A 12618-nucleotide genomic window follows, 5' to 3' on the forward strand; every position below is an offset into this window, starting at 1 on the left:
GGTGTCACGCCCTTCTGATCGTCCATTCCAAGCTCCTTCCATCAGGATAGAAGGAGCCGCCCAATCCGAAAGTGCGAAAGAAATGGTACGTTATCTGGCAGGGGCTGCAACCGGCGGGCGGGCGCGGCGCGATCCCGCTTCGCGGCACCCCTATGCGAAGGCCGCCGGCCTTCTGACCGCAACGCCGCCGGATCGCACCCGTTTGGTCGCCGCGCTCGACGCGGCGGCGGGCACGTCCGGAATGGCGGTTCAGCATCTCGACGAAGGCGCGTTCGCACGGGCTCTCGCCGACACCTGAGGCGTGACGGAGGGTGTGGCGTGGGCGACCCCCGCGCCCCTAACCCTTGGCCACCTCGGCCAGTTCCGTCATCAGCCGGTGCAGACCTTGCAGGCGGCGGGCGGGATCGGCCCAGTCCCGCTTGGCGACCAGCTTGTGGTCGGGTCGCAGCTTCACCACGGCGGCGTTCTTGCCGATGAACTGCACCAGACCGGCCGGATTGGGCACCTCATTGTTGCGGAAGGTGATGACGGCGCCTTTCGGCCCGGCGTCGATCTTCTCCGCGTTGGCCGTGCGGCACAGAACCTTGATGCGGATCACCTTCACCAGGTTCTCCACCTCCGTGGGCAGCGGGCCGAAGCGGTCGATCATCTCGGCGGCCAGGGTCTCGATCTCCGCATCCTCGGTGACGTCGCCGATGCGCCGGTAGAGCGACAGCCGCACGCCCAGATCCCGCACGTACCCCTCGGGGATCAGAATCGGCGAGCCCAGGGTGATCTGCGGCGACCACGCGTCGTCCAGCGTCTCCATGCCCTCGCCGGCGCGGGCGGCGGCCACGGCCTCTTCCAGCAGGTGCTGGTAAAGCTCGATGCCGACCTCCTTGATGTGGCCGGACTGCTCGTCGCCCAGCAGGTTGCCGGCGCCCCGGATGTCCAGGTCGTGGCTGGCGAGCGTGAAGCCCGCCCCCAGGGTGTCCAGCGTCTGCATGACGTCCAGGCGCTTCTCGGCCGCCTTGGACAGCTTTCGGTTCGGCCGGATGGTCAGATAGGCATAACCGCGCGCCTTCGACCGCCCGACACGCCCGCGCAACTGGTAAAGCTGCCCCAGCCCGAACATGTCGGCCCGGTGGATCATGATCGTGTTGACGCGCGGCATGTCGAGGCCGGACTCAATGATGTTGGTGGCGAGGAGAATGTCGTACTGCCCGTCCGCGAAGGCGGTCATGACGTCTTCGAGCTGCTTGGCCGCCATCTGGCCGTGCGCGATGGCGACCTTGACCTCGGGCACCAGGGCTTCCAGGCGCTCCGCCACCTCGTCGATGTCCTTCAGGCGCGGACAGACGTAGAAGCACTGACCGCCGCGGTAGCGCTCGCGCAGGATGGCCTCGCGGATCACCACCGGGTCGAACGGCAGCACGAAGGTGCGCACCGCCAGCCGGTCCACCGGCGGGGTGGCGATCAGGCTCATCTCCCGCACGCCGGTCAGCGCCAGTTGCAGGGTGCGCGGGATCGGGGTGGCGGACAGCGTCAGCACATGCACGTCGCTCTTGAGCTGCTTCAGCCGCTCTTTGTGCGCCACGCCGAAGTGCTGCTCCTCGTCGATGATGAGCAGGCCGAGGTTTTTGAACGAAATACCCTTGGCCAGCACAGCGTGGGTGCCCACGACGATGTCGAGGGTGCCGTCGGCGATCTCCTTCTTGGTCGCCGTGGCAGCCTTGCCGGTGACCAGCCGGGACAGTTGGCCCACCCGCACCGGCAGGCCGGCGAACCGCTCCTGAAACACCTTGAAGTGCTGGCGGGCGAGCAGGGTGGTCGGCACCACCACGGCCACCTGTTGTCCGGACAGCGCGGCCACGAACGCGGCGCGCAACGCGACCTCCGTCTTGCCGAACCCGACGTCGCCACAGATCAGGCGGTCCATGGGCTTGCCGCGCCCCAGATCCTCGATGGTCTCGCTGATGGCCCGCAACTGGTCGTCGGTCTCGACGTAAGGGAAGCGGGCGGCGAACTCGTCGTACAGCCCGTCCGGCGCGATGTAGCTTTCGGCCTTGCGCAGGTGACGGGCGGCGGCGACCTGGATCAGCTTGTCCGCCATGTCGCGGATGCGGTTCTTCAGCTTGGCCTTGCGCGCTTGCCAGCCGACCCCGCCCAGCTTGTCGAGCTGCACGCCGGCTGTCTCGGAGCCATAGCGCGACAGGACCTCGATGTTCTCGACGGGGACGAACAGTTTGTCCTCTCCGGCGTAGATCACGCGCACGCAATCGTGCGGCGCGCCGCCGACCTGGAGCGTTTCCAGCCCGTCGTAGCGGCCGATGCCCTGATCGACGTGCACGACCAGATCACCCTCGACCAGGGTGGAGGCGTCCTGGATGAAGGAATCGGCCTTGCGCTTCTTTTTCTGCGGCCGGGCGAGGCGGTCGCCCAGCACATCCTGCTCGGCGATCACCGCCATCTCGGGCGTCTCGAAGCCCCGATCCAACCCCAGCGCCACCAGCGCCAGGGCGCCCTTGGGCGCGCGGGCGAGGTCGTCCCAGGACTCGATGGTTTCGATGCGGGCGGCGTCGCTCTCGCCGGCGTTGTCGCGGATCAGCCCGCCCAGACGGTCGCGGGAGCCCAGCGAGTGCGCGGCCAGCACCACCCGCTTGCCCTGACCCATGCGCTCCGCCGCGTGGGCGGCGACGGCGGCGAACACGTTCTCCCCGGTGCGGGCCCGCACATCGGCGAAGTCGCGACCGGGGCGGCCTTCCATGTCGAGCGTATCGGGCGCGCCCTCGGCCGGGGCGTAGGGCGACAGGTCGAACACGCGCGGCGCCGCCGCCAGCAGGCGCGTCCAGTCCTCTTCGGTCAGATACAGCCGGTCGGGCGGGATCGGATTGTAGATCATGCCGCCCTCGCCGGAGCCCGACAGGGCGATGTCGCGGCGGGCGGCGTGGTACTCCTGGATCTGCTCCCAGCGGGAGGCGCGCGCGGCCTCGGCGTCCGGGTCCAGCGTCACGGCGGCGTCGGGCGCGTAGGCGAGCAGGGTGTCCATGCCCTCGTGGAACAGCGGCAGCCAATGCTCCATGCCGGCGAAGGCCTGCCCGGCGGAGATGGCCTCGTACAGGGCATCGTCCCGCTTCGGCGCGCCGAACAGCTCGCGGTAGCCGGAGCGGAAGCGGGCGACGGAAGCGTCGTCGAGCGTCAGTTCGCTCATCGGCTTCAGCACGACCCCTTTCGCGTCGCCCGTGGTGCGCTGGGTGACCGCGTCGAACACGCGGATCGCATCCACCTCGTCGCCGAACAGGTCCAGGCGCAGCGGATCGGCGTGGCCCGGCGGGAACAGGTCGATCAGGCCGCCGCGCACGGCGTATTCGCCCGGCTCCATCACCTGCTCGGCCCGGACGTAGCCGGTGCGGGCCAGGAAGCCGAGCAGGGCGTCCATGTCCAGCGCCGCCCCCTTGGTCAGGACGAAGGCGGCGGCCGCCAGGGACTCGCGCGGCGGCAGGCGCTGGCTCAGGGCGTTGACGGTGGTGACGATCAGAAGGGGCGCGGGGCCCGGCCCCTCGACCGGAAGGGCGGCCAACGCCGCCAGCGTGTCGATGCGCCGCGCCAGAATGTCGGCGTGCGGCGAGACCCGGTCGTAGGGCACGCAGTCCCAGGCCGGCAGGTCCAGCACCCGCAGGTCCGGCGCCATGAACCGGGCGGCGTCCACCAGCGTCGACAGGCGCACGTCATCGCGGGCGACATGGACCAGCGGGCGGCCCTTGCGGGCGCGGGCCAGGGCGACGAGCACATGCGCATCGTGCCCTTCCGGCATGCCGGCGAGGGTAACGCGGCCGCGCGTCTCGTGCAGGGCCTTCTCAATCTGTCGTTTCAGCACGGGGCATTGGTTCCAGGACGAACGATCACCGGGGATAGCGCGACGCCCCGGGACGAGTCAATTGACGCGCTCCGGGCTGCTGCATGGAGGGCGCGGCCGGCCGGCGGTGCGGGCCGCATGGTCCGCACACGACCTGACCGAAGACAGGGCGGACTACAGCGCAGGCGGGTGCTGGCCGGTGTCCGATCCATCTGAAATAATCAACAGGGCCTTGTTTTTCCTAAAGCGTGTTAACCCAATAGTCATACTTGTTTACACTTTCTTTTCAAGACGCCCGATGATAAATGCTGTATTACAACCTTAGCAGACATAAGGTTTTTGAATCGTATTTTTTGCAGTTCGAGCTATGGGCGACGCACGCTGATCACGGACGATCACTGAGCCGACGTCCAACAGGAAGAGGCCCCATGCCCACCGATCGTTCGAAGGCTTCGTCACAGTCCCGTGCTCGCGGGCTCACAATCTCGCGGAAAACCATGCTCGGCCTTGCGGCTCTGTCGATCATGTCCGTGGGCGCGGTCGCCGCGAGTCTTTTCTATATTTCGCAGATTGAACAAAAGCTCCGGCAAATTACCACCGTGACGGCCCCGATTGTCCGGTTGTCCGATGAGCTGGTGGACAACACCGCCCTCGCGACGAAGCGGGCGAACGACATGCTGGCCGAGAAACGCCCGGCGGTCGTGGACGCGGTTTCCGCCGGATTGAGGACCTTGAACCAGACGTTCGAGGAGCAGACCGGAACCCTCGTCGGTATGCTCACATCCGATGCGGCCAAAGAGGCTCTGACGGCCGCCGAGGCGAGCCGCGAACAGTTCAATGCGCAGCAGGGCACCGCCCGTGACGAGCATATTGATGAACTGAAGGCGCGTGCGGCCGTTGCCGAGCAGCTGGAGGCCTTCGCTGGTGAAGGGGAAGCGTTGTTTGAACGGCTGAAGAAACTCAGCGCCGACAATGCGGCCGATATGGCGGAGTCCAAGCGCAACGCGGACCTGATGCTGATCAGCACGTCGACCACCGCGCGCGACATCAACAAGCTCATGCGTCAGCTGTTCACCGTCGACTATCCGATGGTGGCCTCGGCCCTGAAGCTGCAGGCCATTGTGGTTCGGATGGAAAGCGTCGCCCACGATGCGACCGGCGCAGAGGCGATCATGGACGTCGAGACCCAGCGCACGGCGTTCGCCGATCTGGTCAAACAGGCGGAACCACAGTTCCATGTGCTGCGCCGGAACAGCCGCTCGGATCAGGAAAAGGCGGCGAACGCGACGCTCCGCGAAGCGTTTGATGCCTGGGTGGAGGACGCGACCGGCGAGGGTCAGTTGTTCGACACCGTCAAGGCGATGCTTATCGCCAAGGCCAAGGCGCAGGCGGTCGCGACGACCCTGGATTACCACGGCCAGCGGGTCGGGACCGCCCTGGCCCAGGTCGCCGATGAGGCGAGCGCGATGAGCGCCCAGGCCGATCAGGAAGCCAGCCAGATGGTGGTGACGGCCCAGTTCGTCATGATCGGCCTTGTCGCGGGCATTATCGTGGTGTCGGCGGCGATGATGCTGCTGATCTTCCGCACGGTCATCCGCCCGATCACAGGTATGACGGCGGCCATGGATGCTCTCGCGACGGGCCGGCACGAGACCGATGTGCCCGCCGTGACCCGCACCGACGAGATCGGCCACATGGCCAAGGCGGTTCAGGTCTTCAAGGAGGGCCTGATCCGCTCCGAACGGCTGGCTGTGGCGCAGCGCGAGGATCAGGCGCGCAAAGAACGGGAGACGGCGCGCGTGCGGGAGCTCATCACCACGTTCGAGCAGGCGATCACGGCGGTGTTCGAGCGTCTTCATGAGGCCGAGGAGGCCATGCGCGCCACGTCACAGGACATCCAGGACAACGCCGAGCGCACGAAGGTGGAAGCCGCCAGCGTGGCCGGTGCGGCGGATCAGGCTTCGGCCAACGTGGAGACCGTCGCCAGCGCGGCCGACGAACTGACGTCGTCCATTCAGGAGATCGCCCGGCAGGTGAGTCAAGCCACCGACGTGTCTGGGCAGGCCAATGCTCAGGCCGACCGGACGTCGCAGGGGATCCGTGTGCTGGAGGACAACGTCAAGAAAATCAGCGAGATCGTCTTGCTGATCAACGATATCGCCAGCCAGACTAATCTGCTGGCGCTGAACGCGACCATCGAGGCCGCGCGGGCCGGCGATGCCGGTAAGGGCTTCGCGGTGGTGGCGACGGAGGTGAAGGAACTGGCGTCCCAGACCGCGCGCGCCACCGACGAGATCGGCACGCAGATCACGCAGATCCAAACCTCGACCGTGGAAGCGGTGGCGGCCATTAACGCCATCACCACCGTTATCCGCGAGATCAGTGCGATTTCGTCGTCGATCTCGGCGGCCGTCGAGCAGCAGGGCGCCGCCACGCAGGAAATCGCCCGCAACGTCCAGGAGGCCGCCACCGGCACACAGACGGTGTCCGCCTCGATCAACGATGTACGGGAATCGGCCGAAGGATCCAATGCGGTGGCGGGTGCCATCGCCGCGACCTCGGCGCAGGTTGCCGCGCAGACAGCGGCTCTGCGTCAGCAGGTATCGGATTTCCTGCGGGCCGTCCAGACGAACGAGGAACCCGACGCCGCCTGATCGGGGTCAGGGGGCGACACGGGGGCGCCGCTCTGGCCCTCTGGTGCATGAGGCTCGGTCGCGGGACCGGGCGGACTGAGTCCGGGCCTGCGCCGTGATGGACATCCGGAGTTGTGCCAGCCAGGCACGCCGGTGATCGGTCAGTCCGCCATTAAAGTGCGAAGCGTGCCGAAGCAGCGCGGCCGAAAACAGGCCAAGGCGGGGCAACACCGAGGGGTGGTGCTCGCCGTTGCGTCCGACCAATTCGTGGAGCGCTAGGACATCGAAAAACAGGCTATCGGCATCGATCCCGGGCCCGGGATCCTCCCGTCGTCCCACCATGTCACGGATATCGTCGGCATGGGTCTGCAGGAACGTGCGGTAGGCCTCGACCTCCAGAGTGAGAAACCCGACCTCGTCTGTGGCGGTTCCGGGCGTACTGCCGCGGTTCGACAAAGTGTCCATAATGTTGCGAACGCGAGCGATCATCCTCTGGTGGTGAAGATCGATCATCACGAAAACAGCGGCGGGTTTCGGTGCGTCCATCGCGCGTCCAGTCCTCTCCGGTTTCTCCGGTGCTGTCCGCCCCACAACACGGCCGCAATTCTCATTATGGTTATATTTATTGGGGTCGAACGCGCTTAAGGAGTCGAAGGCATCTCACATATCCGAGTAAAACGATTGTACTTGAGCAAGCCGGGCGTGAACAGGGTTGAGGTGAGACGCGGTCGCACTGTGCTGGTGCGAAGCGGATCGAGGCGTAATTTTTTGGTGATTTATCGATATTTTGTTTCTTATTGATCTAAAGTCTGTGGGCCGCGTGTGGGCCTCTTTATCGTCCGTGTTGTTTTGGAGCGTCCAGCCTGGTTCGCGGCGAAACGGATTCCGGGGCCGCGCGGGCTAGGCTGCGAGGGAAGGGGTTTCCGAGAGCGCAAGGCGTGCGGTCACGCGACGCGCACCGTCTAGGCCAAGGACCTGGAGCCGGCCGGCGTGGGCGTTGGCCTCGACCGCCAGCCGCGTGGCCGGCCAGACGATCGGGGGCGCCAGCCACGTGAAGTCGCGGGCGCCGGCTTCCACGGCCGCAGCCATGGCGGCCCAGCGCCCTCGGCTGTTGCCGCCGCGCGGATGGCATGGGATGTCCGCGCCCCAGTGGTTGGCCGCGACCGCCGGGTGTTGGCGGATCCGCGTGCCGGTCCAGTCCTTCTCGATCACCCAGGCCTCGGCCCGATCCACGCCGGCCAGCGTCAGCAGGTAGGGCACGCAGACGGGGGCCTCGCGCAGCCGGTGCAGGGCGTCGGTGGCGGTCGGCGCGGTCTCCAGAATCGCGCGCAGCAGGTGGTCCGGTGGTGGGGCGTCACTGGACCAGACCCGCCGTCGGTCGCCCAGCCAGCGCAGCGGCAGCAGGCCCGGCCCGCTGACCGGGGCCTGATTGAGCGCCACCGCGAAGCGGCCCGGCGCCATGCCGGTCAGCACACCCGCGTAGCCGGGCCATGTGACGGACAGAAAGGCCCCCGCCGGTCCCCGCATGCGGGCGACGACGAGCCACCGGCCCAGGTCGAGGCCGCGCATGTTCCAGTCGAGCGCCCGCAACAGCGTCACGCCGCCGGGCCGGCCCACGCTGTCCGGCGCATCCGGCGCGGCGGCGGCGGTGCAGGCCCATTGATGCGACAGGTTCAGGGCCAGGGCGCCGGGACCGGCCTCGGTCTGAAGGGCGCGCAGCTCATCAGCGTAAGGGGTGTTGTTCCGCTCCAGCCAGCGGGCGCACAGGCGATCCGCCAGCCGCAGCACCGGGGGGGTGAAGGTCCGCCGGGCCTGGAGCAGAAGGCCCTCCGCCTGATGCCGGGCGGCCTTCAGAAGGGCGGGCGCGCCGCCGTGCCCGATGTCCACAACGGGGATGGCGGGCAGGGCGGGCCGGTCCATGGCGGATCACTTCCGTTCGGAGTCTTTGCGAGGACTCTGAGCATCGCCTATAAGTCCCGCACGCTCAAGACACAGCCACCAAGGAGCCCCGCCCGTGATTCCGCGCTACGCCCGCCCGGCGATGACCGCCATCTGGGAGCCCGCCAACAAGTTCCGCATCTGGTTTCTGATCGAGGCGCACGCCTGCGATGCGCTCGCCGACCTGGGGGTGATCCCCAAGGATGCCGCCGCCGCCGTGTGGGCCAAGGGGGACAAGCCCTATACCGAGGACCGGATCGCGTGCATCGACACCATCGAGGCCGAGGTCAAGCACGACGTCATCGCCTTCCTGACCGAACTGGCCGACCACGTCGGCGAGCCGGCGCGCTTTGTCCACCAGGGCATGACGTCGTCGGACGTGCTGGACACCTGCCTGTCGGTTCAGTTGACCCAGGCGGCCGACCTGCTGCTGGAGGATCTGGATGGGGTGCTGGCGGCGCTGAAGCGCCGGGCGCTGGAGCACAAGCTGACCGTCTGCATGGGCCGAAGCCATGGCATCCACGCCGAGCCGGTGACGCTGGGCCTTAAGTTCGCCAGCTTCTACGCTGAGTTCGAACGCGCCCGCGACCGCTTGCTGGCGGCGCGCGCGGATGTGGCCACCTGCGCCATCTCCGGTGCCGTGGGTACGTTTGCCAACATCGACCCGGCGGTCGAGGCGCATGTCGCGGAAAAGCTGGGGCTGTCGGTGGAGCCTGTCTCCACCCAGGTGATTCCGCGCGACCGCCATGCGCAGTTCTTCGCCGTGCTGGGTGTGATCGCCAGCTCCATGGAGCGGCTGGCCACGGAGATTCGCCACCTTCAGCGCACCGAGGTGCGGGAGGCCGAGGAGTATTTTGCCCCGGGCCAGAAAGGCAGCTCCGCCATGCCGCACAAGCGCAACCCGGTGCTGACCGAGAACCTGACCGGCCTGGCGCGCATCGTCCGTGGGTTTGTGGTGCCGGCTCTGGAGAACGTCGCGCTGTGGCACGAGCGCGATATCTCCCATTCGTCGGTCGAGCGCCTGATCGGCCCGGACGCGACGGTCACCCTCGACTTTGCGCTGGCCCGGCTGGCCGGGGTGGTCGACAAGCTGGTGGTGCACGCCGACGCGGTCGAGGCAAACCTGAACCGCATGGGGGGCCTCGTGTTCTCGCAGCGGGTCATGCTGGCGCTGACCCAGGCCGGTGTCAGCCGCGAGACCGCCTATCGTATGGTTCAGCGCAACGCCATGCGGGTGTGGGACGGGGAGGGCGACCTGCTGACCCTGCTGAAGGGCGACGCAGAGGTCGTGGCGGCCCTGGATGAGGCGACCCTGGCCGGTATGTTCGACCTGGGCCACCACACCAAACACGTGGACACGATCTTCCGTCGCGTGTTCGGGACCGTGTAAGCGGAAGCGGGGCCCGCTCCCCCGGCCTGGGCCGAGGGGACGGGCGCCGTCTCCTTCGTTCTCCCTCAGTACAGACCGCCGGCCTGAGGCGCGCCCGACCCGCCGGCCGGCGGCGGGGGGGGAGCGGTGCCGGCCTGTCCGCCGGATGCGCTCCCCGGCGCCGACCCGGGATAGGGCTGTCCGCTCGACGGCTGTCCCGGGTAGGGCTGGCCCTGATAGGACCCGTCCGACACCGGAGCGCCGCTGTTCCAGGCGCCCGGCATGGGCACGACGCCCACGCCCGCCGTCGACGGGACCCCGTACTCCGCGCCGTAGCCCGCCAGCGCGCCGGAGCCGTCGAGCACGGTCGGGTTGCGGACCGGACCCTCGCCGGGCTTGAAGGCTTCCGTAATGGTCCCTTCGCCACCGCTGGCGCGCTGGCCGGTGATGCGGTCGATGGTTACGAACTCGATGCCCGGCGGCACGCGGAAGGGGCGGGCCGGCGTGTCCGCCAGGGCGTCCTTCATGAACGCGGCGAAGATCGGTCCGGCGGTGCGCGCACCCTGTTCCCGGGACCCCAGGGTCCGGGGCTCGTCGAAGCCGACGAACACGCCCACCGCCAGATCGGGCGAGAACCCGACGAACCAGGTGTCGACGGAATCGTTCGATGTGCCGGTCTTGCCGGCCACCGGCTTGTCCACGGTGCGGCCGATGCGCACGCCGGTGCCGCGCTGCACGACCCCTTCCAGGATCGACACCATCTGATACGCGGTCAGCGAATCGATGACCTGCGGGCGCGGATCGGGCAGCCAGGGCACGGATTGTCCGGTCCAGTCGACCTCCTCGCACTCCCTGCAGGGGCGCCCGTCGTGCCGGTAGATCGTGGTGCCGTGGCGGTCCTGGATGCGGTCAATCAAGGTGGGCTCGATCCGCCGACCACCGTTGACGATCATCGCGTAGGCGGTGGTCAGGCGCAGCACGGTGGTTTCCGTCGACCCCAGCGACGCGGCCAGATTCTGCGGCATGTCGTCGACGACGCCGAACCGCTCCGACACGTCGGCCACCCGGTCCATGCCGACGGCCTGGGCGAGCCGCACGGTCATCAGGTTGCGCGATTTCTCGATGCCCATGCGCAGGGTCGAGGGGCCGTAGAAGCGGTTCGAGTAGTTCTTGGGCTTCCACTTGGCGAGGCCGGGACCCTGGTCGTAGACGAACGGGGCGTCCAGGATGATCGAGGCCGGGGTATAGCCGTCCTCCAGCGCCGCGAGATAGACGAACGGCTTGAAGGCCGAGCCCGGCTGGCGGCGGGCCTGGGTGGCGCGGTTGAACTCCGACCGGTCGGCGGAGAAGCCGCCCATCATCGCCAGCACGCGCCCGGTGTGGGGGTCCATGGCGACCAGCGCGCCCTCGACGTTCGGCATCTGGCGCAGGGCGAAGGCGTTGGGGATGGTCTCGCCCGAATCGTCGGTGGCCGGTTCCACCAGGATCACGTCCCCGACAGCCACGACATCGTCGGCGCTGTCGGGCTGCGGCCCGACGTGCTGCTCCTCCCGCCAGGGACGGGCCCAGGTCATGGTGTCCAGGTCCATGGTGCCCTGGGTGCCGCTGGAGAAGCCCAGCGTGACCGTGCGCGGTTCCACGCGCAGGACCAGCGCCACCCGCCACGCGTCCGGGACCCCGGCCGGGCGCTCCAGTTCGGACAGGGCTTGCGCCCAGCCCGCCTCGACCGGCAATGTGGTCACGGGGCCACGCCAGCCGTGGCGGCGGTCGTAGTCGATCAGGCCTTCGCGCAGCACGCGGCCGGCGATCTTCTGAAGGTCGGGGTTGAGGGTCGAGCGCACCGCCAGTCCACCCTGATACAGCGCGTCCTCGCCGTAGCGGGCGGCCAGCGTGCGGCGGATCTCCTCCGAGAAGAACCCGGCCCCATAGACCGATTGGGCTTCGTCGCGGCGGCGTAGGATGATGTCCTCGGCAAGGGCGGCCTGGGCCTGCTCGGGCGTGATGTGGCCGTCCTCCAGCATGCGCCCGATGACCCAGTTGCGGCGGGCATAGGCGGCGTCGGGATGGCGCACCGGATTGTAGTTGTTCGGTGCCTTGGGCAGGGCAGCGAGGAACGCAGCCTCGCCGATGGTCAGTTCATCCACCGACTTGTTGAAGTAGTTCAGGGCGGCGGCGGCGACCCCATACGACTGGAAGCCGAGATAGATCTCGTTCAGGTAAAGCTCCAGGATGTAGTCCTTGGAGTAGGCCTGTTCGATCCGGAACGCCAAAAGGGCTTCCTTAATTTTGCGCTCGATCGACACCTCGTTGGTCAGCAGGAAGTTCTTTGCGACCTGCTGCGTGATCGTCGACGCGCCCTCCGGCCGCCGCCCTGTGCTCATGTTGCGCAGGTTGGTCACCACGGCGCGCAGCACGCCCTGCACATCGATGCCGGGGTGGCTGTAGAACGATTTGTCCTCGGCCGAGATGAAGGCGTTTCGGACCCGCTTCGGGATGGCGTCGATCGGCAGATACACCCGCTTTTCGATGGCGTATTCCGCCATCAGGCGGCCATCGGCGGCGTACACGCGCGTGGTAATGGGGGGCTCGTACGTCTTCAGATGGTCGTACGCCGGAAGGTCACGACTGTAATGATAGAACACGTAGCCGACCGACACCATGCCGACGAGGCCCAGGACGATCATGGTGCTGAGAAACAGCCGGAAGAGCTTCAACATCGAGCCGCCGCGCTTTCGCCAGAGGAGTCAGGGAGAGGGTGGGGGCAGGCGCCACACGGGCACGCGATAGGCATCGGCCCCTCTATCCGTATGCGGTGATACGGGGGGAATGTGGCGTGCTCAAGG

7 protein-coding genes are annotated in these 12618 nt (G+C 67.8%); 3 read left to right on the forward strand and 4 right to left on the reverse strand.

Features of this window, described 5'->3' with window-relative positions; translation table 11 throughout:
* A partial coding sequence (locus GGD82_RS08110; RefSeq protein WP_221240746.1) for a hypothetical protein occupies positions 1-298 on the forward strand: 298 nt, incomplete at its 5' end.
* Between the two features lie 39 nt (positions 299-337).
* Here GGD82_RS08110 and mfd read toward each other — a convergent pair.
* A complete protein-coding gene (mfd, locus tag GGD82_RS08115; protein ID WP_150064022.1) occupies positions 338-3793 on the reverse strand; it encodes a transcription-repair coupling factor in 3456 nt (1151 codons plus the stop codon).
* Positions 3794-4140: 347 nt separating this feature from the next.
* Between mfd and GGD82_RS08120 the strand changes: the two genes are divergently transcribed.
* On the forward strand, positions 4141-6489 hold the full coding sequence (locus tag GGD82_RS08120; protein ID WP_150064019.1) for a methyl-accepting chemotaxis protein: 2349 nt from the start codon (positions 4141-4143) through the stop codon (positions 6487-6489).
* Positions 6490-6495: 6 nt separating this feature from the next.
* Here GGD82_RS08120 and GGD82_RS08125 read toward each other — a convergent pair whose 3' ends face one another.
* Both GGD82_RS08125 and GGD82_RS08130 read right to left on the reverse strand, forming a co-directional pair.
* Positions 6496-7014, reverse strand: coding sequence for a hypothetical protein (locus GGD82_RS08125; RefSeq protein ID WP_150064018.1), 519 nt, complete (start codon positions 7012-7014; stop codon positions 6496-6498).
* A gap of 354 nt (positions 7015-7368) precedes the next feature.
* Positions 7369-8388, reverse strand: coding sequence for a hypothetical protein (locus tag GGD82_RS08130; RefSeq protein WP_150064017.1), 1020 nt, complete (start codon positions 8386-8388; stop codon positions 7369-7371).
* A 94-nt stretch (positions 8389-8482) separates the two neighbouring features.
* Here GGD82_RS08130 and purB point away from each other — a divergent pair, with 94 nt between their 5' ends.
* Complete coding sequence (gene purB, locus GGD82_RS08135; RefSeq protein ID WP_150064016.1) at positions 8483-9796, forward strand: adenylosuccinate lyase; 1314 nt, start codon at positions 8483-8485, stop codon at positions 9794-9796.
* Between the two features lie 65 nt (positions 9797-9861).
* On the opposite strand, the gene GGD82_RS08140 is transcribed toward purB, so the two are convergent.
* On the reverse strand, positions 9862-12492 hold the full coding sequence (locus tag GGD82_RS08140; protein WP_150064015.1) for a penicillin-binding protein 1A: 2631 nt from the start codon (positions 12490-12492) through the stop codon (positions 9862-9864).
* Positions 12493-12618: the final 126 nt, after the last annotated feature.

The sequence above is a fragment of the Roseospira marina genome, assembly GCF_014197855.1.
GTDB lineage: Bacteria > Pseudomonadota > Alphaproteobacteria > Rhodospirillales > Rhodospirillaceae > Rhodospira > Rhodospira marina.